Genomic DNA, 25162 nt, shown 5'->3' on the forward strand with positions numbered 1-25162 from the left:
AGCCAAGCCACCCTCCCGGCCAACCCCGGCATCCGGCAACACAACCACCACGGAGGGGCTCCGCCGTTGGCCGGCCCGGCCGAAGGCCCGCCCTCCGCGCGATACAATGCCCGCCATGAACACCCCACAGGATTCCAGCCTCGGTCGCGAGGTCAGTTACCCGTCGCAGTACGATCCCGGCCTGCTGTTTCCCATCCCCCGCAGCGGCGCCCGCGCCGAGATCGGTCTCGATGACGCCGCGCTGCCGTTCGTCGGCCACGACCGCTGGCATGCCTTCGAGCTGAGCTGGCTCGACCCGCGCGGCAAGCCGCAGGTGGCCGTGGCCACCGTGCAGGTGCCGTGCACCTCGCCACGGCTGATCGAATCGAAGTCGTTCAAGCTGTACCTCAATTCCCTCAACAGCACCCGCATCGACAGCGCCGAGGCACTGCGTGCGCGCATCGTGGCGGATCTGTCGGATTGCGCCGGTGCGCCGGTCCAGGTCGAGTTCGGCCTGCCGGGCCTGCGCGAGACGCCACTCGGTGAATCCATCGACGGGCTGGAACTGGAGATCGACTGCTACGGCCCGCCGCAGGCCGACTTCCTCTCGGCCGATGCCGGTGAAGTGGTGGAAGAGACCCTGGTCTCGGCGCTTCTGAAGTCCAACTGCCCGGTCACCGGCCAGCCGGACTGGGCCACGGTCAGCCTGCGTTACCGCGGGCCGAGGATCGACCGTGCCGGCCTGCTGCGCTATCTGGTCAGCTACCGCGAACACGCCGAGTTCCACGAGCAGTGCGTTGAGCGGATCTTCAGCGAGGTGTCCGCGCGCTGCCAGCCGCAATGGCTGGAAGTGGAAGCCCGCTACACCCGCCGTGGCGGCCTGGACATCAACCCGTGGCGCGCCAGCCCCGGCATCGTCGCCCCGGCAGCGACCTACCGCGAACTGCGCCAGTAACCGCCGCCGCAGGCGGTTACGGGTAGCGCCGGGCCACGCCCGGCGAGCGCAGCGGCCACCTTCCGCCTCGATTGTTCAGCCGCCCCCCGGGGCGGCTTCACATCTGCACCATCCCCGTTTAACAACCGCCATGGCAACGTGCGAGCCACGTAGTCATGCAGACGGGAGTTGTGGATGAGTACCGAGAAGAAAGCCGATTTCTCCGGCGTCAGCGCCAGCGTCGACAGTACCGCCGAGCAGGTGCCGAAGGCGGACTTCTCCGGCGTCAGCGCTTCGGTGGACAGCACCGCCGAGATCGTCAGCGGCGGCACCTACACCGTGCAGAAGGGCGACTCGCTGTCGAAGATCGCCAAGCAGCATCTGGGCGACGCCAACGCCTGGAAGAAGATCTTCGAAGCCAACCGAGATGTGCTTGACGACCCGGACAAGATTTTCCCGGGCCAGACCCTGAAGCTGCCGCCGAAGTAAGCCGGCGTTCGAACGCCGTCCGACAATCCCTGGGAGGAACCCCGAATGATCAAGACCACCCCGCTCCAGACCGCCCTGATCGCCGCCCTGCTGGGCAGTGTCGCCCTGGTCGGTTGCAAGAAGAAGGAAGAGTCGACCGACACCAACGCCGCTCCGGCTGCCACGGCTCCAGCCGAGCCGGCAGCGCCGGCGCCGATGACCGGTGCACCGCCGCCGATGGCGGAAGCTGCTGCGGTCAGCGTTTCCACAGTCACCGTGGGCAAGACCGCTGCCGCCGACAAGTCGGTCACCCCGGCTGCACTGTTCTCGCCGAAGGATGACGTCATCGTCTCGGTCAAGACCGATGGCGCTGCCAACAACGTCAATGTCGGCGCCAAGCTGACCTTCCAGGACGGCCAGGTGGCCGGCGAACAGACCGCGACCCTGAATGCCAGCGGCGCGGAGACCACCAACGTCACGTTCAAGAATGCAAAGGGCTGGCCGGCCGGCAAGTACCGCGCCGAGGTCATGGTCGATGGCAAGGCGGCCGGAACGCCGCAGGAGTTCGAGGTCAAGTAAGTCCTGCCGACTCTCTCCCGGCAGGACTCACGATGGACGCAGCCGCGAGGCTGCGTCCTTTTTTATTGGGCGACGGTTGGCTTCATCCACGCATGGCGTGGATCTACCGATGCTGGGGCTGGGTTTCATCCACGCGTGGATGGATCACACCGTTGCCGCCGTGCAGTACCGCCGCGTATGGCGCGGCTTTGCCCCGCGCGGCTGAAAACGCGACAATGCAGGGGTTTCCCCGCCGCGCGCCCACCCTGACGGCGACGGGGGAAAGCGACACGGTTGCACGTGGCCCGGCGCTGGCGCCGGCCTTCCCCTGAGCATTGCTACAGAGTCCAAGTCCCCCATGTCCAAGATCCTCTATACGCTGACCGACGAAGCCCCGTTCCTGGCCACCCAGTCGCTGCTGCCGATCGTCGACGCCTACACCGCCACTGCCGGCATCGTGGTGGAAACCCGTGACATCTCGCTGTCCGGCCGCATCCTGTCGCAGTTCCCGGAACTGCTGTCCGATGCACAGAAGGTCAGCGACGACCTGGCCGAGCTGGGCCAGCTGGCGACCACCCCGGACGCCAACATCATCAAGCTGCCGAACATCTCCGCTTCGGTGCCGCAGCTGAAGGCGGCCATCAAGGAACTGCAGGACCAGGGTTACCCGCTGCCGGATTACCCGGAAACCCCGGCTGACGACCAGCAGCGCGACTACAAGGCGCGCTACGACAAGGTCAAGGGCAGTGCAGTGAACCCGGTGCTGCGTGAAGGCAACTCCGACCGCCGCGCACCGCTGTCGGTGAAGAACTACGCGCGCAAGCACCCGCATCGCATGGGCGCCTGGGCGTCGGATTCGAAGTCGCATGTCGCGCACATGGCCGCCGGCGATTTCTACGGCAGCGAGAAGTCGGCCACCCTGGCCAATGCCGGTTCGCTGAAGATCACCTTCCACGGCAAGGACGGCAGCGCCGTCGTGCTGAAGGAAAAGACCGCGGTCAAGGCCGGCGAGATCGTCGATGCCGCGGTGATGAGCCGCAAGGCACTGGCCGCGTTCATCGGTGAGCAGATTGCCGATGCCAAGGCCCAGGGCGTGCTGTTCTCGCTGCACCTGAAGGCGACCATGATGAAGGTCTCCGACCCGATCATGTTCGGCGTGGCGGTCAACGAGTTCTACAAGGACGTGCTGGCCAAGCACGCCGACGTGCTCAAGCAGGCCGGTTTCGATGCCAACAACGGCATCGGCGACCTGGCCGCGCGACTGCCGTCGCTGCCGGAAGCCACCCGCGCCGCGATCGAAGCCGACCTGGCCGCTGAGTACGCACAGCGTCCAGGCGTGGCCATGGTCAATTCGGACAAGGGCATCACCAACCTGCACGTGCCGAGCGACGTGATCGTCGACGCCTCGATGCCGGCGATGATCCGCGACTCCGGCAAGATGTGGAACGCCGAAGGCAAGCTGCAGGACACCAAGGCGGTCATTCCGGACCGCTGCTACGCCGGCGTGTACCAGGCCGTCATCGACGACTGCAAGGCGCACGGCGCCTTCGACCCGGCCACCATGGGCTCGGTGCCGAACGTCGGCCTGATGGCGCAGAAGGCTGAGGAGTACGGCTCGCACGACAAGACCTTCCAGATCGCCGCCGACGGCGTGGTCAAGGTCACCGACGACGCCGGCACCGTGGTCTTCGAACATGCCGTGGAAGCCGGTGATATCTGGCGCATGTGCCAGACCAAGGACGCGCCGATCCAGGACTGGGTCAAGCTGGCCGTCGAGCGCGCTCGCCTGAGCAGCACCCCGGCCGTGTTCTGGCTGGACGCCGCCCGCGCCCACGACGCGCAGGTCATCGCCAAGGTCGAGCAGTACCTGAAGAACCACGACACCGCCGGCTTGGACATCCGCATCCTGCCGCCGGTGGAAGCCACCGCGTTCTCGCTGGACCGCATCCGCAAGGGCGAGGACACCATCTCGGTGACCGGCAACGTGCTGCGCGACTACCTGACCGACCTGTTCCCGATCATGGAGCTGGGCACCAGCGCCAAGATGCTGTCGATCGTGCCGCTGATGGCCGGTGGTGGCCTGTTCGAGACCGGTGCCGGTGGTTCGGCCCCGAAGCATGTGCAGCAGTTCGTTGAAGAGGACTACCTGCGCTGGGATTCGCTGGGTGAGTTCCTGGCCCTGGCCGCGTCGCTGGAACACCTGGGCAACCGCTACGACAATGCCGCCGCCCGCGTGCTGGCCAAGGCGCTGGACGAAGCCAACGGCCAGTTCCTGGACAACGACAAGTCGCCGTCGCGCAAGCTGGGTGGCATCGACAACCGTGGCAGCCACTTCTACATCGCGCTGTACTGGGCCCAGGCGCTGGCCGCGCAGGACGAAGATGCTGCGCTGAAGGCACGCTTCGCACCGCTGGCCAAGGCGCTGACCGACAACGAGCAGAAGATTGTTGAAGAGCTGATCGCTGTGCAGGGCAAGGCCGTGGACATCGGCGGCTACTACCGCCCGGACGTGGCCAAGGCCGGCAAGGCGATGCGCCCGAGCGCGACCTTCAACGCCGCGCTGGAGCAGCTGCGCGGCTGATACATCGCCGCTTGGTCGTGACACCGGAACCCGCGCCTCGGCGCGGGTTTCTTTTTGCCTCCGGGGTCAGATCCCTTCTGCGCGCAAAAGGGATCTGACCCCAATCTGCTTTGGGGGTCGGATCCCTCTGCCCGCAGAGGGCTCCGACCCCATCCCCCGGCGACCAGAACCGCGAAATCCGTCAACCGGCGTAATGCTGTCAAGAGGGCATGAAACTTGCCCGCGATGGCGGTCGCAGAATGGATCGGCACGGGTTTGCAGTTGCCTTCAATCTGAGCAATCGATCACGACGGTTGCCTCCAGCGATGCCCTAGCCTTGGCGACGCGAGACCACCGGGGAGGTGGTCGCACGGGGAACACCGATGGCACGCGTGCTGGTAGTGGGAACCGACATCCAGGGCGAGCAAGCCCTGCTGCAGCGGCTGCGACTGGCCTCGGCCCTGCCTGATGGCCAGATCCGTCGCAGCCAGGACCTGGACGACTGCGACCTGCTGGTCATCCGCGATACACCGGCGCTGCGCAATGCAGCCCTGCGCATGCGCCAGCAACGACCGCGACTGCAGTGCTGGATCGAGGATCTGGGGGGCCAGCTGCGCGACGGCGATGGCCACCAGGACGTACTTGATGACGGAGCCATCGGCCGCGCGCTGCGCGGGATGCAGTTGGCAGTGGAGCCTCTGGCCATGCAGGCACCCGCACCGATCCGCCTGGCCGATGGTGCACACGCCATCACCCGCCTCCTGCGCGAGCGGCTGCCGTTGCGCCAGGGCCAGGCCCTGCTCTGCGATGCCGGCGAGCCGATACTGCTGATGGACCTGGAGCACGACCAGGCGGTGCTGCTGCAGGAGCCTGCCGCTGCGCTGGTCGAACGCCTGGCCGATGCCTTCGAACGCCTGCAGCTGGATGCGCTCAGGCCAGCGCGCCTGCAGGCCCTGGCCGCTGATCGGCCGCGGCAGCCGCTGCGGCCCCTGCTGTGGCAGTGGGCACAGCGCAGCCGCCATTGGCAGGCGCTGGACGAGCGCTTGCGTGGTGCTTCGGTGAAGCTGCTGCGCTGGCCCGACTTCCGTGTGCTGGGCCATGACCACGATGGCTTCCGGCTGTGCTCGCTGCTGCTCAAGCGCGCGTGCACGGTGGACGAGTGCGCGATGCTGCTCGAGCTGCCAGCCGCTGCCGTGCGCGACTTCATCCATGCCGCCTACCTGTGCGGCTATGCGCAGCTGCAGGCAGCGCCGGCGGTAGCGCTGTCGGCAGGTGCTGCCGGCACCGACAACGGCCTGCTCGCCCGCCTGTGGCGGCACCTGCGCGGGAGCGAGCGCAATGCGTGAGCACAAGGTGGTGGTGCTCGGTGGCATGGGCAGTGGCAAATCGACCCTGGTGCGCAGCATCGCGGCCGGGGCGGTGATCGATACCGATGTGGCCAACAGTGACCGCGTCGGTGCCGACAAGGCGTCCACCACCGTCGCCCTGGACTATGCCGATATCGACCTGCCCAATGGCGAGCGTCTGCGCCTGTACGGCACGCCGGGCCAGCAGCGCTTCGATTTCCTCTGGCCGATCCTGCTGCAGGGCGCCCGCGGCGCCGTGCTGCTTCTGGACGCGCGGCGCGCGGGCGTGGTTGCCGAACTGGAGGATTACCTGCAGGTGCTGCGGCCGTTCGCATCGTCATTGGCACTGGTGGTGGCCGTCACCCATCTCGACCAGGCGCCGCACGCCGCGCTGGATGACTGGGCTGCACGCGCCAGCCTCGATGATCAACCGCTGCCCTTGCTGGCAGTGGATGCCCGCGACCGCGAACAGGGATTGCTGCTGATGGATGTATTGATGGGTGAGATGGAAGCGCACGCACTGGTGGCCGCGCATGGCTGACGGGCAGGTGGCGGTACTGCCCGATGCCGGCCAGCGTGAGCGCCTGCAGCCGCTGCTGCAGGACCTGCGGCAGCGGGTGGAAGGCGTACGCACGGTGGTGCTGGCCAGTGTCGATGGCTTCGCCCTGGTCAGTGCCGGTGCCGAAGGGCGTGGTGAACGCCTGGCAGCGATGACCAGCGCGATGCTGGCGCTGGCCGCAGCGGTGGGGCGCGAACTGGTGCTGGGTGATCTGCAGACGCTGATGCTGGAGGCCGCGGGCGGCAAGGTGCTGATGCTGGCGATCCAGGCCGAAGGGCGCGCGCCGCTGCTGCTGATGGCGGCCTGCGACCAGCGCAGCGTGATCGGCCAGGTGCTGTGGCAGAGCAGGGAATGTGGCCAGGCGATCCTGGCTGAACTCGGCGGATCGTGAGCCCGGCCGCAGGGGAACGAGGGGCTCGAACCAACATCGACAAGGGGTGCGACGTGGCTGGATTGAATGAATCGTTGAACGCACTGATGGGCATCGACGGCGCGCAGGCAGTGGCGCTGGTCGACTACGAAAGCGGCATGTTGCTGGGCGAGGCCGGTGCCGGCATGGACATGGAAGTGGCCGCCGCCGGCAACACTGAAGTAATCCGCGCCAAGATGAAGACCGCCGCATCGCTGAATCTCAACGACAGCATCGAGGACATCCTGATCTCGCTGGGCAAGGCGTACCACATCATGCGCCCGGTGGCGAAGAAGAAGGGGCTGTTCTTCTACATCGTGCTCGACCGTACCAAGTCCAACCTGGCCCTGGCCCGGCGCAAGGTGCAGGACGTGGAGGCCGATCTGGCGATCTGAAGCGCCGGCTTCTGTGGAGCCGAGCATGGGCTCGGCTCCACAGGAGAGCGAAACGTCATGCTCGGCTGCGCGTCGCATCTGTAGAGCCGAGCCATGCTCGGCTGCGCTTCGCATCTGTAGAGCCGAGCCATGCTCGGCTGCTTTCAGCCGCAGTCACTTCGCCGGAAGCAGCAGCGCGGCCACGAACGAAAGCGCCTTGCTGTCGCGCGCTGCAAAGTACGCCGGTGCTTTCTCGGGGAGCCATACTTCATTGAAGTGGCGGCGGAAGTCCTCGTAGAACTCGTTGGGGTACAGCTTGGCCGGCACCGTGCGCCCATCCGGGTAGGTGTGGTCATACGTCGGCAGTGCATCGGTGTCGACACCCCGTTGGTCCCTCAGCCACTTGCAGAACAGGCGCCCTTCGGAAATGTCCGGCACCAGCGCCTGCGGCAGGGTGTAGCCAGCCTGTTCAAGCGGTGCAATCAGGTTCAACGTCAGCTCGTTGAGCATCGAGAAGTGGGTGTACGGCACCCTGGCCCGGTTCTGCATGTAGCGCTCGATATGCACGGGCATCACCGCGTTGGCGCGACCCTGCTGCCATTCCACCACCCACTGCGCCACCTTCACCGCGAACTTGCGGGACAGCCACTGGCCCAGGTTGATGGCCAGATAGGGATGGATCCAGGTGCCCTGCATGGTCGGGATTCCGCCGGAGACCACGTGGATGAGTTCGTGCTCGGCCAGCCCGGTCTGGAGGGTGAGCTCCTGCAGGAACTCCTCCGTCGATTTCAGTGCCCGGTAGTCGGACCAGCGCTTGTTCACGGACTGGCACAGCGCGGTGGCGCTGATGTAGCCGTCTCGCACCCGCTGCGGGATTACGTTGCCTTCCTCCATGCGTGGGATCAGGGTCATTTGCTGCATGCGTCACCTCGTGCCGTTGTGAGCCTGAAAGGGTAGGCAACGCGGTGGACCGGGGTCTGTAGGAATCGTTGCGTTTTCGTGGGACGCAAGGGGCCTGCCCCGGCAGAGCCGGGCCGACGCTCGGCTGTGCTTCGGGCAGATTGCGGTGAACCGGGCCGGGCATGGGCCCGGCTCTACACAAGCCACCCCACGCCAGCGTATGGTGAAGCCGGTCCTACCGGGTGAGTCCTGCATGTCCGAGCCTCACATTGCTGCCGAGCTGGCACCGCGCATCGCGGTGGCCATCCGCGATGGCTTCGAGGATTACCACGCTCGATTCGCAGGCGTGACCGCCCGCGCGCGGCAGCGCTTCGAGCAGCGCGACTGGGCCGGCGCCCGCCAGGATGCGGTCGAGCGCATTGCGCTGTACGACCTGTGCATTGCCGAGCAGATGGATGCACTGCGCCGCCTTGCCGGCGAGGCGATCGGCGAACGTGCGCTATGGCTGCAGGTGCACGCGCAGTACAGCGCGCTGCTGCTGGGACTGATCGACGCCGAGTTGTACAAGACCTTCTACAACACGTTGTCGCGGCGCATGTTCGCCACCCGCGGCGTGGATCCGGCGTTGGAGTTCATCGCCTTTGATGTCGAGCCGTCCGATGCGATCACCCATCCGGTCGCGCGGCATACCTACGCGGTTTCGCCGACGCGGCCGGTGGAGGCCCTGCAGCGCGCGTTGGCCGATTATCGCTTCGACATTCCGTATGCGCACCAGCTGCGCTGCGCGGCGGCCATCGCCGTGCGCCTGCAGGACGACCTGGCCCACTGGGGCGATACACCCGTGCGCAGCGTCGAGCTGCTCGACACCGTGTTTTATCGCGAGCGCCGCGCCTATCTGGTCGGCCGCGTGTTCGGCGAGCACCGCTTCTCACCCTGCGTGATCGCGCTGGTCAACGATGAGCGTGGACTGCGTGCCGACGCGGTACTGACCCGGCGCCGCGACGTCGCCCATCTGTTCGGCGTGTCGCGCAGCTACTTCCAGGCAAACCTGGCCACGGTAGGTGATGCCGTAGTGTTCCTGCGCAGCCTGCTGCCGGGCAAGCCCATTGATGAGATCTACACCGTGCTGGGCCGTGCCAAGCAGGGCAAGACCGAGCGCTACCGCACCTTCTTCCGCCACTTCAACGAGCATCCGCAGGAGCGGCTGGTGCATGCCGAAGGCACGCCGGGCATGGTGATGGCGGTGTTCACCATGCCCAGCTATCCGCTGGTGTTCAAGCTGATCCGCGACCGTTTCGCATGGCCCAAGGCGATGTCGCGGCAGCAGGTGGAAGAGAAGTACGCGCTGGTGTTCAACCTCGATCGCGTCGGCCGCCTGCTCGACGCACAGCCCTATCGCCACCTGCGCTTCCCACGCGACCGCTTCGCTCCTGCACTGCTGGACGAACTGCTGCAGCAGTGTGCACAGAGCGTGCGCGTCGATGGCGACGAGGTGGAGATCGCACTGTGCTACGTGCAGCGCCGTTTCCGTCCATTGAACCTGTACCTGCGCGAGCAGGGCGGGGAGGCGGTACGTGCAGCGGTGCTCGACTACGCGCAGGCGATCACCGACATGGCACGCAACAACATCTTCCCCGGTGACATGCTGCCGAAGAACTTCGGTGTGTCGCGGCACGGCCGGGCCGTGTTCTACGACTACGACGAACTGTGCCTGGTCAGCGACTGCGTGTTCCGCGCCTGGCCACAGCCGCGCACACCGGAGGAAGCACTGGCTGACGAACCCTGGTTCCATGTGGGGCCGCGCGATGTGTTCCCCGAACGCTTCGGCCCGTTCATGGGCCTGCCGGCGGGTGAACTGGCCGCGGTCCGCGAGCACTACCGGCATCTGTTCGATCCGGCGTGGTGGCAGGGCCTGCAGGAGCGCTTCGCCCGCGGTGACTATCCGGATACACCGCCCTATGCTGGCGCGCACCGGTTGGCGTAGCCAGGCCGGACTGTCCCGGATGTGAAGACTGCGCTACGCTCGGCACTCATCACCAAGGATCCGGCAATGATGCGTCGCCCCCTGTTCCTCGCTCTCGCGTTGGCCGTCGGTGCCGGCGCTCCCCTGCTTGCTGGCGATGCCAGCGCACAGACCACGCGCGCGGTGCGTGCCACCGCGGAGATGAGCATGGTGCTCTCTGGCCATATCGAGGTCACGCCCGAGGGCGCGGTCAGTTCACTGGTACTGGACCAGAAGTCGATGCTGTCTCCGAGCATCGCGTCCTTCGTGGAGGGCACCATCGGTGGCTGGCGCTTCGAACCCACCCTGCGCGATGGCAAGGCGGTGGCGGCACGTGCGCCATTGCGGGTGCGCCTGCGCGGCAAGGCCATGGCCGATGGTGGCTACGAAGTCAGCATGACCAGCGTCAATTTCAGCGAGTACGATGAGAAGGCCACCGATTCGGTGACCCAAGGGCGCATGACTCCCCCGCGCTATCCGGAAGAGGTCTATCGGAGCGGTGGGCAGGGTGAAGTGCTGCTGGTGGTCAGGATCGCGCGTGATGGCACGGTGGCCGATGTCGTCGCCGAGCAGGTGAACATGACCGTGGTCGGACGCGAGCGCGCCCTTGCCAAGATGCGCGAGATCCTGGCCAGGGCCGCCGTCAGCAGTGCCCGCAAGTGGACGTTCAAGCCACCGACTACCGGCGAAGCCAGCACCCGCGACAGCTGGACGGTACGCATACCGGTGAATTTCGGCCTGAACGATGATCCCAATGGAGCGGAGCGCTATGGCCGCTGGCGTGCCTTCATTCCGGGCCCGCGGCAGGCCGTGCCGTGGCGGAAGGCAGATGCGATCGAGCAGGCCGGCAGCGACCTGCTGCCCGAGGGCGGCATCTACATGGTGGACGGCGCCAAGCGCGGCCTGCGCCTGCTGACGCCGCTGGAGCAGGGCTGACGATCACTGCGGAGCCGGCCAGGCCGGCTCCGCGTCAATCGGCGTAGGGGTAGACCACCACCCGGTTGCGGCCCTGTTCCTTGGCCAGGTACAGCGCCTTGTCGGCCAGTCGCAGCGCCTGCTCGGCGTCGATGTGGAAGCTTGGGAAATGGGCCACGCCCAGCGAGACGGTGATGGTGCCGACCGGCTCAAACGGATGGTCGGCAATGTGCTGGCGAAGACGCTCGCCAGCCTGTCGCGCTGACTCGGCGCTGATGCCCGGCAACAGCAGCAGGAACTCCTCGCCACCGGCGCGGCAGAGGATGTCGCTGTCGCGCGAGTAGCGGCGCATCTGGTCGGCGATATGGACGATGGCGGCGTCGCCGACATCATGGCCGTGGTTGTCATTGATCGATTTGAAGCGATCGATGTCCAGTGCCAGGATCGCGAACGGGATGCCCTGTACCTGCAGGGCATCCAGCGCCTGCTGCAGGCCACGGCGGTTGAGCAGGCCGGTCAGTGGATCGGTGCGGCTGGCGCGGTTGAGCGTGCCGATGCGGTCCTGCAGCGCATTGAAGCTGTGCAGTACCGCCTGCTTCAGCTGGGCGACCTCGAAGTACCACGCGCGGATGCCGCTGACGTGGTTGATCGCGTTGCCGGTGTCTTCGCCACCCTGCACGTTGCGTGCGAGCTGCCACAGCGGCATCGAGATGCGACGGGCGAACCACCAGGTGATCAGCAGCGACAGCAGGCCCAGCGGAATCGCGTTCCAGATCACTGCGGTCATCAACCGCGACAGCGGCTGCAGCGTGGCCTCGGTCGGGCGCTGGGCGATGATGCCCCAGCCGGTGGCCGCCACCGGCGCGTAGCCGGCCAGCATCGACACGCCCAGGTTGTTACGCACCTGCTGCGCGCCGCGCTCGCCACGCACCACGGCCTTCACCGCGGGGTTGCCGACCACGTAGTCGCCCACCCGTTTGCCATCGGCGTGGTACAGCAGGCGACCATGACGGTCGACCACGTACAGGTAGGAACCATCACGGTAGTAGTGCTTGCCCAGAAGCGTGTGCAGCGCGCTGCGCTGGCGCAGGTACAGGGTGCCGCTGACGTAGCCGCGATAGCGGCCCTGGCGGTCGAAGATCGGGTGTGACAGCGAAACCAGCAGCTTGCCGGTGGCCGACTGGTACGGGTCGCTGATCATCGGCTGGCGCGCGGCCAGTGCGGCGTTGTTGCCGACGCTGTGCAGCACTTCGCCCTGCAGCTGCAGGGTCTGCGGCGAGGTGGCGATCACCAGGCCGTCGGCATCCACCACCAGCGAAGAGTTGAAGCTGTTGGTCTGCAGCTGCAGGCGGCTGGCTTCGTCCTGGGCCTGCGCCGGATCGAGATTGCCCTGGCCGAGCCGGGTGGCGGCGTAGGCCAGTTCCTGCTGGGCAGCCAGCAGGAAGTTCTGGGTGGTCTCGGCCAGCTTGGTGGCGTAGACGCGGTTGGCTTCCAAGGTATTGCCGACCAGCTGGTCGCGCTGCACCCGGTAGCTGGCCAGCAGGGTGTTGGCCAGCGCGATGATGGCACTGAGCAGGGCCAGGGCGAGGATCAGCTTGCCCAGGTTGAGGCGGGGAGACAGCGTTCGCATGCGTCGACGGATCCGGCAGGAGGCTGGACCCGACCGGTTCTCCGGAAGGGGCGACAGCGGGAATCGGTGGCCAGGCCCTCGGGGCCGGGCAGGGCATCGGGCGGATTATCGCCAAAACCGGGCGGCGGTGAAGTGAAGTGGGTCGCCCTGCAGGCAAAAAAAAACCTGCCGCAGCGAGCGGCAGGTTCTTTTCGATGCAATGCCGTGGATCAGCGCTTCATCGAACCGAAGAACTCGTCGTTGGACTTGGTGTTCTTCATCTTGTCGAGCAGGAATTCCATCGCGGCCATTTCATCCATCGGATGCAGCAGCTTGCGCAGGATCCAGATCTTCTGCAGCAGTTCCGGTTCGATCAGCAGGTCTTCGCGGCGGGTGCCCGAACGGTTGATGTCGATGGCCGGGAACACACGCTTTTCAGCGATACGACGGCTCAGGTGCACTTCGCTGTTGCCGGTGCCCTTGAACTCTTCGTAGATCACTTCGTCCATCTTCGAGCCGGTGTCGACCAGCGCGGTGGCGATGATGGTCAGGCTGCCGCCTTCTTCCACGTTGCGCGCGGCACCGAAGAAGCGCTTCGGGCGGTGCAGGGCGTTGGCGTCCACACCACCGGTCAGCACCTTGCCCGAGCTCGGCACCACGTTGTTGTAGGCGCGGGCCAGGCGGGTGATCGAGTCCAGCAGGATCACCACGTCCTTCTTGTGCTCGACCAGGCGCTTGGCACGCTCGATGACCATTTCGGCCACCTGCACGTGGCGCGCGGCCGGCTCGTCGAAGGTCGAGCTGATGACCTCGCCGCGCACGGTGCGCTGCATTTCGGTCACTTCTTCCGGGCGCTCGTCGATCAGCAGCACGATCAGGTGCACGTCCGGATGGTTGGTGGTGATGGCGGTGGCGACCTGCTGCATCATCATCGTCTTGCCCGCCTTCGGCTGGGACACGATGAGCGAGCGCTGGCCCTTGCCCTGCGGTGCCATCAGGTCGAGGATGCGGCCGGTGATGTCTTCCGACGAACCGTTGCCACGCTCCAGGGTGAAGCGGCGGCGCGGGAACAGTGCGGTCAGGTTCTCGAACAGCACCTTGTTCTTCGACGCTTCGATCGGCTCGCCGTTGATGGTGTCGACGATGTTCAGCGCGAAGTAGCGCTCGCCGTCCTTCGGGAAGCGGATGCGGCCAGAGATGTGGTCGCCGGTGCGCAGGTTGAAGCGGCGGATCTGGCTGGGCGAGATGTAGGTATCGTCCGGGCCGGCCAGGTAGCTGGCTTCGGCCGCGCGCAGGAAGCCGAAGCCGTCCGGCAGGATTTCCAGCACGCCGTCGGCGGCGACGCCGTCACCATGGCGGGTCAGCACCTTCAGCAGGGCGAAGATCACGTCCTGCTTGCGGGCGCGGGCCACGCCTTCGGAGATCTGCAGCTGCTCGGCGATTTCCAGCAGCTTCTGTGCCGGCATGCGCTTGAGGTCGCTCAGCGAATAAACCGGGAAGCCTTCCGGCACGTTCGCATGCGGGCGCGGCACGAAGGGCTGCTGCTCGCCGCCGTCGTTGGGCAGGCCGTCGTCGCGGAAGCGGTTGTTGTTGCGGTCACGGTCGCGGCGGTTGCGGAAACGGTCACGGCGGTTGCCCTGGCCTTGCCCCTGGCCCTGCTGGCCGTTCTGGTTGTACGGGTTCTGGCCCTGGTTCTGGCCACCCCCCTGGTGGTTCTGCTGCCGCGGCTGGCCGGATTCGCGACCCTCACCGCCTTCGCCACCGCCACTGCTGGCAGGAGCCTCGGCGGCGGGTGCGCTCGGTGCGGAGGCGGGGGCCGGTGCCTCGGGCGCGGCGGCCAGCGGCAGGGTCGGCTGCGCCGGAGCGGCGCTGGTTTCGGCGGCTGCCGGGGCGGCGGCCTTGCTCACGCGGGGCTTGCGCACGCGCTTTTCGGCGGGCGCATCAGCGCTGCCGGTTTCGGAAGTGTTATCGGACAAGAGCGTTATTCCTCGCTTGAAGGTGCGAGCGCCCGGCTGGGGCGGCGAACGTTGGGAATGGGTCTGGAAGAAACTGCGTCCAGAGGGTGCGGCACGCGAACGCGGCCGGATATGCCGACACTATCATCGGCCTGCGGCGCCATGCAAGGGCTGCCGGGAACAGCATTCATCATGGGCGCGGTGCGCCCGCCGGCAGCCGCGGTCGGCGGCTGCCGGGGAACAGCAGGATCAGGCCAGGGCCTTGTCCAGCAGGCCGGCCAGCTGGGCCTTGCCCACCGCACCGATCTGCTCGCCGACCTTCTCGCCGTCCTTGAACACGACCAGGTACGGGATCGAACGCACGTGGTACTTGGCGGCCAGCGCACGGTTGTGGTCGACGTTGACCTTGGCGATCTTGGCACGGCCCTGGTAGGCATCGGCCAGTTCGTCCAGCGCCGGGGCGATCATCTTGCACGGGCCACACCATTCGGCCCAGAAATCGACCAGCACCGGTTCCTTGGAATTCAGCACTGCGCTATCAAAGTCGGCGTCGCCGACATGTACAACCTTGTCGCTCATCTTGGTTTCTCGTCTTGGATTGCACCCGGCCATGCCGGAGGTGGGTGAACTGGGCCATGCCCGGTGGCGCGACCCTCGTCGTTGCCTCGCGGCGCACTGCCGCGGTGCGTTCGGCGGGATGCCTGGACGCTCACGGCCGGCAGTGTACCCCTATCGCAGGGCGGGGACAGGCGCCGGCTGGAACCCAGCGTATCGTGATCGCTTCGAAGCTCGGTATGTGTCGGATTTCACTGTCTTCCCGAAGATGGGGGTGGCAGCGGGCGACACCAGCGGGCCCGGCCAGGTCGTTCAAGTCCGGTGTGGCTGGATGAAGACTGGTCGTCTCTTCGGTTCGTGAGACAGGGCGTTCCGGTTTGCCGGCCCGAGTGCGTTAAACTGGGCCATTGTGCGGCGTTCGGACCGAGCGGTCCCAGCCTGCCAACCCGCCGCAGGGGCCGCAGTTTGCGACGGTGCCCCTAGACGATGAAGTGCCAGCCGCCCCACGGGCCGGCGGCCATACCAAGACGGACTCATGAGCGACAAACCGCTGACCGATTTGACCTTTTCCTCCTTCGAGCTGCATCCGGCCCTGCAGGCCGGTCTTGAAGGAGCCGGATTCACCCGCTGCACCCCGATCCAGGCGCTGACCCTGCCGGTCGCGCTGCCCGGCGGTGATGTTGCCGGCCAGGCCCAGACCGGCACCGGCAAGACCCTGGCCTTCCTGGTCGCTGTCGTGAACCGCCTGCTGACGCGTCCGGCGCTGGCCGACCGCAAGCCGGAAGATCCGCGCGCGCTGATCCTCGCCCCGACCCGCGAACTGGCCATCCAGATCCACAAGGATGCGGTGAAGTTCGGTTCCGACCTGGGCCTGCGCTTCGCCCTGGTCTACGGCGGCGTGGATTACGACAAGCAGCGCGAACTGCTGCAGCAGGGCGTGGACGTGATCATCGCCACCCCGGGCCGCCTGATCGACTACGTCAAGCAGCACAAGGTGGTCTCGCTGCACGCCTGCGAGATCTGCGTGCTGGACGAAGCCGACCGCATGTTCGACCTGGGCTTCATCAAGGACATCCGCTTCCTGCTGCGCCGCATGCCCGAGCGCACCACCCGCCAGACCCTGCTGTTCAGTGCCACCCTCAGCCATCGCGTGCTGGAGCTGGCCTACGAGCACATGAACGAGCCGCAGAAGCTGGTGGTCGAAGCCGAGACCATCACCGCCGCCCGCGTGCGCCAGCGCATCTACTTCCCGGCCGACGACGAGAAGATCCCGCTGCTGCTCGGCCTGCTGTCGCGCAGCGAAGGCGCGCGCACCATGGTCTTCGTCAACACCAAGGTGTTCGTCGAGCGCGTGGCGCGTTCGCTGGAAAAGGCCGGTTACCGCGTGGGCGTGCTGTCCGGCGACGTGCCGCAGAAGAAGCGTGAGAGCCTGCTCAACCGCTTCCAGAAGGGCCAGCTGGAAATCCTCGTGGCCACCGACGTGGCCGCCCGCGGCCTGCACATCGACGGCATCAAGTACGTCTACAACTACGACCTGCCGTTCGATGCCGAAGACTACGTGCACCGCATCGGCCGCACCGCGCGCCTGGGGGAAGAGGGCGACGCGATCAGCTTCGCCTGCGAGCGCTACGCCATGGGCCTGCCGGACATCGAGGCCTACATCGAGCAGAAGATTCCGTCCGAGCCGGTCACCAAGGAACTGCTGACGCCGCTGCCGCGCCCGGAACGCCCGGCCCCGGCGGCAGGCGAGGAAGGCGAGGACAACGAAAGCGTCGGCCAGATCTTCCGCGAAGCGCGCGAAGCCCGCGCCGCCGAGGAAGAGCGTCGAGGCGGTGGCCGCAGTGGCGGCCGTTCCGGCGGCGGTGGTGGCCGTGGTGGCCGTGACGGTGAGCGCAGCGGCGAACGCCGTTCGCGTGGCCCGCGCAAGCCACGCGTGGAAGGCGAGCAGGGCGCTGCCGCGCCGGCCGCCGGTGCCGATGGCGCCACCGCCCAGGCTCCGCGTCCGCCGCGCCCGCCGCGTGCCGAAGGCGCACCGGAAGGTGCGGTGGACGGCGAGCACAAGCCGCGCAAGCGCCGTCGTCGTCGCCACGGCCGTCCGGTCGAGGGTGCCGAGGGCGTGCAGGCCAATACCGGCAACAGCGCCAGCCCGGTCACCCCGGTGCAGGTGGTGGCCAAGCCGGTGCGCACGGCCGCTGATACCGGCGATTCGTTCCTGACCCGCATCGGCCGCAAGATCCGCCGGATGCTGTCGGGCAGCTGATCGGCCGGGGGTGGGTGCGGACCTTGGTCCGCACTGAGCCGAGCATGGGCTCGGCTCTACAGCCCCCATGCCGCCCTGTAGAGCCGAGCCTACGCTCGGCTGCTCTCGCGGCTGCCACCAATCGCCCCACCATCTCCACGCCGTCGCGCCGCTCCTGCATAATCGGGGCATGAGTGTCCTGCGCTTCGACAATGTCAGCAAACAGTACGCCGGTGGCCACGAGGCGCTGATCGATGTCAGCTTCGAGGTTGCGCCGGGCGAGATGCTGTTCGTCACCGGCCATTCCGGTGCGGGCAAAAGCACCCTGCTCAAGTTGATCCACCTGGACGAGCGGCCCAGCCGCGGTGCCGTCGTGTTTGACGAGCGCAACCTGCTGAAGGTGCGCGGCGGCGACGTGCCCCGCCACCGTCGCGCGGTCGGTGCGGTCTATCAGGACCATCGCCTGCTGATGGACCGCTCCATCGCCGAGAACGTGGCGCTGCCACTGATCCTGCGCGGCACCCGCCGCGGCGACATCGGCAAGCGCGTGCGCTCGGTGCTGGAGCGGATGGGCCTGGGCCATCGCGAGAAGGCACTGCCCTCGCAGCTGTCGGCCGGCGAGCAGCAGCGCGTCGGCATCGCCCGCGCCATTGTCGGTGAACCCAAGCTGCTGGTGGCCGACGAGCCTACCGGCAACCTCGACCCGACCCTGGCGGCGGAGATCATGGCCCTGTTCGCCGAGCTGCCCTCGCGCGGCACCAGCGTGCTGGTGGTCAGCCACGACCTGCCGCTGCTGCGCCGCATGCGCAAGCGCGTGCTGATCCTCGACCATGGCCGGCTGGTGGATGACATCTCGCCGCAGGACCTGGCGGAGTAACGCATGGCGAAGAACGAAAACAGCGAAACCGCCGCTCCCTCTCGGGTGGGCGTCTGGTTCCAGCACCACGCGCACAGCGTGGTGTTCAGCCTCGGCCGTGCCTTCCGCAAGCCGTGGGCGACCCTGCTGACGGTGATGGTCATGGCGCTGGCGCTGGCCCTGCCGCTGGGCCTGTCGATCGCGCTGGACAACCTCAAGCAGTTCGCCGGCAGCGTGCAGCAGTCGCGCGACATCAACGTGTTCCTGAAGGGCAACGTCGATGGTCCCGGTGCGCTGCGCCTGGCCGGCCAGCTGCGCGACCGCGACGACGTGGCCGAAGTGAACGTGCGCACGCCCGAGCAGGGCCTGCAGGAACTGCGCGATGCCGGCCTCGGCGAGGCGATCGACGCACTCAATGACAATCCGCTGCCCTCGCTGCTGGTGATCACCCCCGGCCAGGGCAAGGACGACGCACGCCTGGCACGTGCGCTGGAGAGCCTGCCCGAGGCCGACCTGGTGCAGCACGATGCACTGTGGCGCCAGCGCCTGGATGCCTGGCTGGCGTTCGGTGCACGGCTGGTGCAGGTGCTGTCGGTGCTGCTCGGCGTCGGCGCCGCGCTGGTGGTCGGCAACACCGTGCGCCTGGACATCCAGGCCCGCCGCGAAGAGATCGGCGTGCTGCAGCTGCTCGGTGCCAGTGATGGCTTCATCCGCCGCCCGTTCCTGTACCTGGGCGCGTGGTATGGCCTGGGTGCCGGTGCAGTGGCGCTGGCCTTGATCGGCGCCGCCGGTGCCGCGCTGCGCGTGCCGCTGGCCGAACTTTCGCGCAGCTACGGCAGTCCGTTCGTGCTGCACGGCCTGGACCTGCTGCATGGCGGCCTGGTCCTGCTCGGCACGCTGCTGCTGGGCTGGCTGGGTGCGTGGCTGGTGACCGGCCACTTCCTGCGCCAGACGCGCCCGACCGACACCTGAGACCGGCATGCAACCGCAAGCGCTGAAGCACCTTGAAGGGCCCGCGACGCGGGTGATGGTGGTCGATGGCTCGAAGCTGGTGCGCAAGCTGATCGCCGACGTGCTGAAGCGCGACCTGCCCGGCGTGGACGTGATCGGCTGCGACAGCATCGAGGACGCGCAGCAGGCGCTGGCGCAGGGCCCGGTGGACCTGGTGACCACCTCGCTGACGCTGCGTGACGGCGACGGACTGGCCCTGGCGCGGATGGTCCGCGAAGCCGCCGGCCAGGCCTATGTGCCGGTGATCGTGGTGTCCGGCGACGCCCAGCAGCACCTGGAGCAGCGCCGCTTTACCGAGTACGTCACCGACTATTTCGACAAGTCTCTCGGCCATGAAGCGCTGGCGACCTTCATCCGCGGCTATGTGCAGCCGCAGACCATTCCCGGCGCCACCATCCTCTACATCGAGGACAGCCGCGTGGTGGCCGAAGCGACCAAGCGCATGCTGGAACGTCAGCAGTTGAACGTGCTGCACGTGGTCAGTGCCGAAGAGGCGTTCACGCTGCTCACTGCCGAGTCGCTGGGCCGCAGCCGCCACCGCATCGACCTGGTGCTGACCGACGTCACCCTGAAGGGCGAACTGAGCGGCCGCGATGTGGTGCAGCGCGTGCGCGTGGACTTTGGCTACGGCAAGCGCCGCCTGCCGGTGCTGGTGATGACCGGCGACGGCAACCCGCACAACCAGACCGGGCTGCTGCAGTCCGGTGCCAACGACCTGGTGCTCAAGCCGATCGAAGAACGGCTGCTGGTCACCAAGGTGTTGTTCCAGCTGCGGCTGGCCCGATTGAACGATGGACCCCTGATTCGATGATGGATGAAGTAGCCGACACCCCGACGATCCAGCTGGAACCGAGCTGGAAGCAGCATGTCGGCGATTACCTCCTGCAGCCGCAGATGCGCGAGCTGTCCAGCTTCCTGCGCCAGCGCAAGGCCGCTGGTGCGGCAGTGTTCCCGCCTGGCCCGCAGATCTTTGCTGCGTTCGACGCCACGCCGTTTGAGCAGGTAAAGGTGGTCATCCTCGGCCAGGACCCGTACCACGGCCGAGGCCAGGCCCATGGCCTGAGCTTCTCGGTGGCGCCTGGCGTACCGGTGCCGCCGTCGCTGCTGAACATCTACAAGGAGATCGAGAGCGATCTCGGCCTCCCGCGCCCGGACCATGGCTGCCTGATTCCGTGGGCGCAGCGTGGCGTGCTGCTGCTCAACGCGGTGCTGACGGTGGAAGAGGGCAAGGCCGGCGCCCACCAGGGCCGTGGCTGGGAAGGCTTCACCGATCACGTGGTGGATGTGCTCAACCGCGAACGCGAAGGCCTGGTGTTCATGCTCTGGGGCGCCTATGCGCAGCAGAAGGGCAAGGTCATCGATACCCGCCGCCACCGCGTGCTGAAGTCGCCGCATCCGTCGCCGTTGTCGGCCCACCGTGGCTTCCTGGGTTGCCGGCATTTCTCGATGGCCAACGAGTACCTGCAGCGCCGCGGCCAGGCCCCGGTCGACTGGTCGCTGCCGCCGCGTTCGGCGCTCTGAGCGGCGGTGCCGGTCCGGGGCTGAACGCCGGGCAACGTTGCCGGCCCTGAATGGGCGTCCGGGACGGCCTGTTCAGCTAAGCTTGACCGGAATCGGCCGGTTTCCGGTAGGTAATTGCTTGAATTCCAAGGGATTGTGAATCCCGAAAAGCATGCTCGCCACTGTCATCAAATCGCGCTACGGTAGGGCTCTGTTTGGGACCAGTGTTGCATCAATAGGATGCTGGAACTTTTTCCTCCTTTAGCAGTCCAAATCCCGGACTGCTAAGATGGGTGCCTATGAGCCAGAACACCTCTACTGCCCTTGTGGCAAACAATCTCCCGATTCCCAGTGCGCTCGGTTCGCTGGACGCCTACATCGGTGCCGTGCACCAGATACCGGTGCTGTCGGTCGATGACGAACAGGACCTGGCCCGTCGCTTCCGCGACGGCAACGATCTGGACGCCGCCCGCGAGCTGGTGCATTCGCACCTGCGCTTCGTGGTGCACGTGGCCCGCGGCTACAACGGCTATGGCCTTGCCCTGGGTGACCTGATCCAGGAAGGCAACATCGGCCTGATGAAGGCGGTCAAGCGCTTCGACCCCGAAATGGGTGTGCGCCTGGTCTCCTTCGCCGTGCACTGGATCCGTGCCGAGATGCACGAGTTCATCCTGAAGAACTGGCGCATCGTGAAGGTCGCCACCACCAAGGCGCAGCGCAAGCTGTTCTTCAACCTGCGCAAGTCGAAGACGCGCCTGGGCTGGATGAACGCGGCTGAAGTCAGTGCCGTCGCCAAGGACCTGAACGTGTCCGAGCGCGAGGTCATGGAAATGGAATCGCGCCTGTCCGGTCGCGATATCGGTTTCGATGCGCCGACCGACGAGGACAACGAACACGCGCCGCCGTCGCCGGCCGCGTTCCTGGTCGCCAACGACGAAGATCCGTCGATGGCCTACGAACGTGCCGATAGCGAAGACAACCAGATGCAGCTGCTGCGCGAAGGCCTGGCCGAGCTGGATGCCCGTTCGCGCGACATCATCCGCCGCCGCTGGCTGGATGCCGACAGCAAGGTGACGCTGCAGGAGCTGGCCGACGAGTACGGCGTGTCGGCCGAGCGCATCCGCCAGGTGGAAGCGAACGCGCTGAAGAAGATGAAGGCGCTGTTCACCGCGTAAGCGGGAGGGCGTTGGAATTGTGAAAGGCCCGGCAGCAGTGCCGGGCCTTCTTCATTTGTGGGGCTTGGCCACGCATGGCGTGGCTCTACTCTGACGCCAGGGCGGTGATTGCGCCGACCGGGTCATGTGCTGGATGCTGATGTTCACGCCGTACCACGCAGTGGCACGGTATGATCATGCCACGCATCTTCCGCACACGAAGTTTCAATCGCAGCATGCGCAGGACCACCCTGTCCGACGCTGCGCTGTACCGGTCGGTACGTGAAATGGAAGCGGGTCTGGTGGATGCTGATCTTGGCGGCTGAATCTTCAAGAAGCGCGTTGCGTTGCCGGGGCGAGGAAAGCGTGGGAGCGTTCGAATCATCGTCGCTACGCAGCGAGGCGGGCATTGGTTCTTCCTTTTCGGCTACGAGAAGAATGAACGTACTGCGATCACGAATGCGGAACGGGATGCGCTGCAGTTGTACGCATCGGAGTTCCTGAAAATGAGTACGGCGCAGCTGAATCGTGCCGTGGAATACGGGGATCTAGAGGAGATCGGCCATGACGAAGCCCCCTGAGCGACGGCGTGCGAAAAGTGCGCTTCTTGAAGCGGTGCATGATGCGGCTGTGAGTCTGCACGCGCATGGTTTCATTGATAAACGTCGGTTGAGCAGCTACGAAGCGCTTTGCCTTGAGCCGGTCCCTGAATACAGCAGTGCCCAGATCCGTGCCCTGCGTACGTCATTGCAGCTCAGTCAGCCGGTATTTGCGGGAGTTCTCAATACCAGCGTTTCCACCGTACGCAGCTGGGAGCAGGGCGAAAAGAAGCCCAGCGGACCGTCACTGAAGTTGCTTAACCTGATTGAACGGAAGGGCCTCGAAGCAGTCCTGTAAAGCAAAGGCCCGGTTCTGCCGGGCCTTCGCTTTTCCATGGTGTTCAATCCACGCATGGCGTGGATCTACCCCAAGCCCCGCATGATCGACGCCATGCATGGATGCGGCAAGATCCAGTGGATCCACGCGATGCATGGATGCCCTGATGCCGCGTCGGCCTCAGCCCTCGCGTGCGATCGCGCGCCAGCCGATGTCGTTGCGGTGGAACTCGTTGGCCCACGTCACCTTGGCCACGCCGGCGTAGGCATTGGCCTGCGCATCACCCACGCTGTCGCCCAGCGCGGCCACGCACAGCACGCGGCCGCCGGCGCTGACCACCTGGCCCTGTGCATCCAATGCCGTACCGGCGTGGAATACCTTGGCAGTGGCCGGCACTTCATCCAGGCCGGAAATCACGTCACCGGTGATCGGCGCTTCCGGGTACGGCTTCGCCGCCATCACCACGCCCAGCGACGGCCGTGCGTCCCACTGCGCCTGCACCTGGTCCAGACGGCCGTCGATGGCCGCTTCCACCAGCTCGACCAGGTCCGACTGCAGGCGCAGCATCACCGGCTGGGTTTCCGGATCGCCGAAGCGTACGTTGAACTCGATCACCTTCGGCGCGCCGTTGGCATCGATCATCAGGCCGGCATAGAGGAAGCCGGTGAACGGGATCCCGTCGGCGATCATGCCCTGCACGGTCGGGTTCACCACCTCGCGCATCACGCGGGCATGCACTTCCGGGGTGACCACCGGGGCCGGCGAGTATGCGCCCATGCCGCCGGTGTTCGGACCGGTGTCGCCATCGCCGACGCGCTTGTGGTCCTGCGAGGTGGCCATCGGCAGCGCATGCACGCCGTCCACCATCGAAATGAAGCTGGCTTCCTCGCCATCGAGGAATTCCTCGATCACCACGCGCGCACCGGCGTCGCCGAAGGCGTTGCCCGACAGCATGTCACGCACGGCGTCCTCGGCTTCGGCCAGGGTCATCGCCACGATCACGCCCTTGCCGGCGGCCAGGCCATCGGCCTTGACCACGATCGGCGCGCCCTTGTCGCGAATGTAGGCCAACGCCGCATCCACCTCGGTGTGCACGGCATAGAACGCGGTGGGGATGTTGTGGCGGGCCAGGAAATCCTTGGCGTAGGCCTTGCTGCCCTCCAGCTGCGCGGCTGCGGCGGTCGGCCCGAAGACGCGCAGGCCAGCGGCGCGGAAGCGGTCGACCACGCCGGCCACCAGCGGTACTTCCGGGCCGACCACGGTCAGCGCCACGCCTTCGGCCTGGGCCAGCGCCAGCAGGCCGTCGATGTCGGTGACCTTCACCGCCACGTTGCGGCACTTGTCTTCGCTGGCGGTGCCGGCATTGCCGGGCGCCACGATCACTTCGGTGACACGGGAGGACTGGGCCAGCTTCCATGCCAGGGCGTGTTCGCGGCCGCCAGAGCCGATGACAAGTACGTTCATCACGAGATTCCAGATTGCGTGGGAAGGGAAGGTCGATGTCCCCGTCGGCGCAGGTGCTTCATTCGCAGCCTTCGCGTCGCAGCGATTCGGGGAAGGAATAGGCCCAGGTCTTCGGGTCCAGGGTAAAGCGGTGTTCCTGCCGGACCTGCTTGCCGCCACAGGTGGTGCCGGTTTCCTCGATCAGCAGCGGCCAGATGCGCGCGCTGCGATCGCTGTCGTCGAAACGCAGTGCGAAATCGATGCTGAAGCGGCGGGTGCGGCAGTCTTCGGCGGTGTCCGGGTCGGTGCCGGGACCCAGGTTGTCGCACTCGTACTGGGCGTCATTGTCGATATGGCTGCGGACGCTGCCGGTGGCGACCAGGCCGTTCGGGCCTGGCAGGATCAGCGACTGCGAGAGCAGCGAGAAGCCCTGCCCGAACCAGCCGTCCTCGACACGGAAGCCATGGAAGTCGCTGCCGGCGCGGATGACGCTGACCGTGCCGGGCTGGCCGCCGCTGCCGAAGCGTTCGCCGGTCAGTTCGCTGGCCACTTCGAAGCCATCGCCCTTCGGGCGCAGCACGAAGAAGTCGATCATTCCCGCATCGATGTGTGCGCCTTCGGACAGTGCGCCGCAGACCGCCAGCAACTGCTGCCAGCTGTCACCGCTCACCACCGGTTGCTCGGCGCAGACGTGCCAGTCCATCGGGCGGGTCTCGCCGTCGTCGTTCCAGCTGCCGTGCCATTCACCGGAGAGCCTGGCCTTCTTGCCATAGCGCTGGACCAGGAATGCCCGCAGTCGTGCGGTGCGGCTCACGTGCGCCGTCGGCTCGGCAGGGGCCGACGTGGCGGCCTCCGACGCCGGCGCAGGCGGGGGGGCCACTGCGGGCTTGCAGCCGGCCAGCGTGGCCGTGCCTGCGAGGGCGAGCACGGCCAGCGATTTCATTGAAGCTGTGGACATCC

The 25162-nt window shown here is 66.7% G+C and carries 23 protein-coding genes and 1 pseudogene; 18 read left to right on the forward strand and 6 right to left on the reverse strand.

Annotated elements, in window-relative coordinates:
* The first annotated feature begins 115 nt into the window (after positions 1-115).
* The 8 genes from queF (at position 116) to QRO91_RS09335 (ending at position 7208) form a co-directional block, all read left to right on the forward strand.
* The gene (gene queF / locus QRO91_RS09300) at positions 116-934 is read left to right on the forward strand and encodes an NADPH-dependent 7-cyano-7-deazaguanine reductase QueF (RefSeq protein WP_049429005.1); all 819 of its coding nucleotides are present in this window, start codon (positions 116-118) and stop codon (positions 932-934) included.
* A gap of 174 nt (positions 935-1108) precedes the next feature.
* Entirely contained in the window at positions 1109-1402 is a 294-nt protein-coding gene (locus tag QRO91_RS09305) for a LysM peptidoglycan-binding domain-containing protein (protein WP_005411287.1), read from the forward strand.
* 45 nt (positions 1403-1447) lie between these two features.
* On the forward strand, positions 1448-1960 hold the full coding sequence (locus tag QRO91_RS09310; protein WP_049429004.1) for a hypothetical protein: 513 nt from the start codon (positions 1448-1450) through the stop codon (positions 1958-1960).
* Positions 1961-2297: 337 nt separating this feature from the next.
* Positions 2298-4520: an NADP-dependent isocitrate dehydrogenase gene (locus QRO91_RS09315; protein WP_049429003.1), complete on the forward strand. Its 2223-nt coding sequence runs from the start codon at positions 2298-2300 to the stop codon at positions 4518-4520.
* Between the two features lie 362 nt (positions 4521-4882).
* Positions 4883-5845 (forward strand): hypothetical protein, encoded by a 963-nt coding sequence (locus QRO91_RS09320; RefSeq protein ID WP_285310368.1) that lies wholly within the window; start codon positions 4883-4885, stop codon positions 5843-5845.
* Positions 5838-6386 (forward strand): ATP/GTP-binding protein, encoded by a 549-nt coding sequence (locus tag QRO91_RS09325; RefSeq protein ID WP_049429001.1) that lies wholly within the window; start codon positions 5838-5840, stop codon positions 6384-6386. The genes QRO91_RS09320 and QRO91_RS09325 overlap by 8 nt, the downstream gene beginning before the upstream one ends.
* Complete coding sequence (locus tag QRO91_RS09330) at positions 6379-6795, forward strand: roadblock/LC7 domain-containing protein (protein WP_049429000.1); 417 nt, start codon at positions 6379-6381, stop codon at positions 6793-6795. The genes QRO91_RS09325 and QRO91_RS09330 overlap by 8 nt, the downstream gene beginning before the upstream one ends.
* A 53-nt stretch (positions 6796-6848) precedes the next feature.
* Positions 6849-7208 carry a hypothetical protein gene (locus QRO91_RS09335; protein WP_049424080.1) on the forward strand — a complete coding sequence of 120 codons (360 nt, stop codon included), beginning with the start codon at positions 6849-6851 and terminating at the stop codon, positions 7206-7208.
* Positions 7209-7361: 153 nt separating this feature from the next.
* Here the strand turns inward: QRO91_RS09335 and QRO91_RS09340 are convergent, their stop codons facing one another.
* Positions 7362-8099, reverse strand: a complete 738-nt coding sequence (locus QRO91_RS09340) for a KilA-N domain-containing protein (RefSeq protein ID WP_238378648.1) — start codon at positions 8097-8099, stop codon at positions 7362-7364.
* A 241-nt stretch (positions 8100-8340) separates the two neighbouring features.
* Here QRO91_RS09340 and aceK point away from each other — a divergent pair, with 241 nt between their 5' ends.
* Positions 8341-10071 (forward strand): bifunctional isocitrate dehydrogenase kinase/phosphatase, encoded by a 1731-nt coding sequence (gene aceK, locus QRO91_RS09345; protein WP_049428998.1) that lies wholly within the window; start codon positions 8341-8343, stop codon positions 10069-10071.
* A 66-nt stretch (positions 10072-10137) separates the two neighbouring features.
* A complete protein-coding gene (locus tag QRO91_RS09350) occupies positions 10138-11025 on the forward strand; it encodes an energy transducer TonB (protein ID WP_049428997.1) in 888 nt (295 codons plus the stop codon).
* Between the two features lie 34 nt (positions 11026-11059).
* On the opposite strand, the gene QRO91_RS09355 is transcribed toward QRO91_RS09350, so the two are convergent.
* The 3 genes from QRO91_RS09355 to trxA all read right to left on the reverse strand — a co-directional run bounded on the left by QRO91_RS09355 (position 11060) and on the right by trxA (position 15147).
* A complete protein-coding gene (locus QRO91_RS09355; RefSeq protein ID WP_049428996.1) occupies positions 11060-12634 on the reverse strand; it encodes a sensor domain-containing diguanylate cyclase in 1575 nt (524 codons plus the stop codon).
* Between the two features lie 209 nt (positions 12635-12843).
* Positions 12844-14589, reverse strand: a complete 1746-nt coding sequence (rho, locus tag QRO91_RS09360) for a transcription termination factor Rho (protein ID WP_049428995.1) — start codon at positions 14587-14589, stop codon at positions 12844-12846.
* Between the two features lie 228 nt (positions 14590-14817).
* The gene (gene trxA / locus QRO91_RS09365; RefSeq protein ID WP_005411275.1) at positions 14818-15147 is read right to left on the reverse strand and encodes a thioredoxin; all 330 of its coding nucleotides are present in this window, start codon (positions 15145-15147) and stop codon (positions 14818-14820) included.
* 511 nt (positions 15148-15658) lie between these two features.
* Here trxA and rhlB point away from each other — a divergent pair.
* The 8 genes and pseudogenes from rhlB (at position 15659) to QRO91_RS09405 (ending at position 22780) form a co-directional block, all read left to right on the forward strand.
* Positions 15659-17383 (forward strand): ATP-dependent RNA helicase RhlB, encoded by a 1725-nt coding sequence (gene rhlB, locus QRO91_RS09370; protein WP_049428994.1) that lies wholly within the window; start codon positions 15659-15661, stop codon positions 17381-17383.
* A 169-nt stretch (positions 17384-17552) separates the two neighbouring features.
* Positions 17553-18239, forward strand: coding sequence for a cell division ATP-binding protein FtsE (ftsE, locus tag QRO91_RS09375; RefSeq protein WP_049428993.1), 687 nt, complete (start codon positions 17553-17555; stop codon positions 18237-18239).
* Positions 18240-18242: 3 nt separating this feature from the next.
* Positions 18243-19190 (forward strand): permease-like cell division protein FtsX, encoded by a 948-nt coding sequence (gene ftsX, locus QRO91_RS09380; RefSeq protein WP_049428992.1) that lies wholly within the window; start codon positions 18243-18245, stop codon positions 19188-19190.
* Positions 19191-19197: 7 nt separating this feature from the next.
* Positions 19198-20040, forward strand: a complete 843-nt coding sequence (locus QRO91_RS09385) for a response regulator (protein ID WP_049428991.1) — start codon at positions 19198-19200, stop codon at positions 20038-20040.
* Positions 20037-20750 (forward strand): uracil-DNA glycosylase, encoded by a 714-nt coding sequence (gene ung / locus QRO91_RS09390; RefSeq protein WP_049428990.1) that lies wholly within the window; start codon positions 20037-20039, stop codon positions 20748-20750. The genes QRO91_RS09385 and ung overlap by 4 nt, the downstream gene beginning before the upstream one ends.
* 278 nt (positions 20751-21028) lie before the next feature.
* Complete coding sequence (rpoH, locus tag QRO91_RS09395; RefSeq protein WP_049428989.1) at positions 21029-21904, forward strand: RNA polymerase sigma factor RpoH; 876 nt, start codon at positions 21029-21031, stop codon at positions 21902-21904.
* Between the two features lie 176 nt (positions 21905-22080).
* Positions 22081-22464: pseudogene (locus tag QRO91_RS09400) on the forward strand (type II toxin-antitoxin system RelE/ParE family toxin).
* On the forward strand, positions 22448-22780 hold the full coding sequence (locus tag QRO91_RS09405; RefSeq protein ID WP_100443706.1) for a DNA-binding transcriptional regulator: 333 nt from the start codon (positions 22448-22450) through the stop codon (positions 22778-22780). The pseudogene QRO91_RS09400 and the gene QRO91_RS09405 overlap by 17 nt, the downstream one beginning before the upstream one ends.
* Before the next feature lie 159 nt (positions 22781-22939).
* On the opposite strand, the gene purD is transcribed toward QRO91_RS09405, so the two are convergent.
* Both purD and QRO91_RS09415 read right to left on the reverse strand, forming a co-directional pair.
* The gene (gene purD, locus QRO91_RS09410) at positions 22940-24223 is read right to left on the reverse strand and encodes a phosphoribosylamine--glycine ligase (protein ID WP_049428988.1); all 1284 of its coding nucleotides are present in this window, start codon (positions 24221-24223) and stop codon (positions 22940-22942) included.
* Positions 24224-24281: 58 nt separating this feature from the next.
* On the reverse strand, positions 24282-25160 hold the full coding sequence (locus QRO91_RS09415) for a hypothetical protein (RefSeq protein ID WP_049428987.1): 879 nt from the start codon (positions 25158-25160) through the stop codon (positions 24282-24284).
* Positions 25161-25162: the final 2 nt, after the last annotated feature.

Source organism: Stenotrophomonas maltophilia group sp. Smal32, assembly GCF_030237085.1.
Lineage (GTDB): Bacteria > Pseudomonadota > Gammaproteobacteria > Xanthomonadales > Xanthomonadaceae > Stenotrophomonas > Stenotrophomonas maltophilia_Q.

Bases quoted from the DNA above. Each gene is read 5' to 3' on its own strand.
- QRO91_RS09320 (WP_285310368.1), top strand. From the start codon at position 4,883: ATGGCACGCGTGCTGGTAGTGGGAACCGACATCCAGGGCGAGCAAGCC.
- QRO91_RS09325 (WP_049429001.1), top strand. From the start codon at position 5,838: ATGCGTGAGCACAAGGTGGTGGTGCTCGGTGGCATGGGCAGTGGCAAA.
- ung (WP_049428990.1), top strand. From the start codon at position 20,037: ATGATGGATGAAGTAGCCGACACCCCGACGATCCAGCTGGAACCGAGC.
- QRO91_RS09340 (WP_238378648.1), bottom strand. From the start codon at position 8,099: ATGACCCTGATCCCACGCATGGAGGAAGGCAACGTAATCCCGCAGCGG.
- trxA (WP_005411275.1), bottom strand. From the start codon at position 15,147: ATGAGCGACAAGGTTGTACATGTCGGCGACGCCGACTTTGATAGCGCA.
- QRO91_RS09385 (WP_049428991.1), top strand. From the start codon at position 19,198: ATGCAACCGCAAGCGCTGAAGCACCTTGAAGGGCCCGCGACGCGGGTG.
- QRO91_RS09310 (WP_049429004.1), top strand. From the start codon at position 1,448: ATGATCAAGACCACCCCGCTCCAGACCGCCCTGATCGCCGCCCTGCTG.
- rhlB (WP_049428994.1), top strand. From the start codon at position 15,659: ATGAGCGACAAACCGCTGACCGATTTGACCTTTTCCTCCTTCGAGCTG.
- QRO91_RS09355 (WP_049428996.1), bottom strand. From the start codon at position 12,634: ATGCGAACGCTGTCTCCCCGCCTCAACCTGGGCAAGCTGATCCTCGCC.
- purD (WP_049428988.1), bottom strand. From the start codon at position 24,223: ATGAACGTACTTGTCATCGGCTCTGGCGGCCGCGAACACGCCCTGGCA.
- ftsE (WP_049428993.1), top strand. From the start codon at position 17,553: ATGAGTGTCCTGCGCTTCGACAATGTCAGCAAACAGTACGCCGGTGGC.
- queF (WP_049429005.1), top strand. From the start codon at position 116: ATGAACACCCCACAGGATTCCAGCCTCGGTCGCGAGGTCAGTTACCCG.
- rpoH (WP_049428989.1), top strand. From the start codon at position 21,029: ATGAGCCAGAACACCTCTACTGCCCTTGTGGCAAACAATCTCCCGATT.
- QRO91_RS09330 (WP_049429000.1), top strand. From the start codon at position 6,379: ATGGCTGACGGGCAGGTGGCGGTACTGCCCGATGCCGGCCAGCGTGAG.
- QRO91_RS09405 (WP_100443706.1), top strand. From the start codon at position 22,448: ATGACGAAGCCCCCTGAGCGACGGCGTGCGAAAAGTGCGCTTCTTGAA.
- QRO91_RS09315 (WP_049429003.1), top strand. From the start codon at position 2,298: ATGTCCAAGATCCTCTATACGCTGACCGACGAAGCCCCGTTCCTGGCC.
- QRO91_RS09415 (WP_049428987.1), bottom strand. From the start codon at position 25,160: ATGTCCACAGCTTCAATGAAATCGCTGGCCGTGCTCGCCCTCGCAGGC.
- QRO91_RS09305 (WP_005411287.1), top strand. From the start codon at position 1,109: ATGAGTACCGAGAAGAAAGCCGATTTCTCCGGCGTCAGCGCCAGCGTC.
- aceK (WP_049428998.1), top strand. From the start codon at position 8,341: ATGTCCGAGCCTCACATTGCTGCCGAGCTGGCACCGCGCATCGCGGTG.
- QRO91_RS09350 (WP_049428997.1), top strand. From the start codon at position 10,138: ATGATGCGTCGCCCCCTGTTCCTCGCTCTCGCGTTGGCCGTCGGTGCC.
- ftsX (WP_049428992.1), top strand. From the start codon at position 18,243: ATGGCGAAGAACGAAAACAGCGAAACCGCCGCTCCCTCTCGGGTGGGC.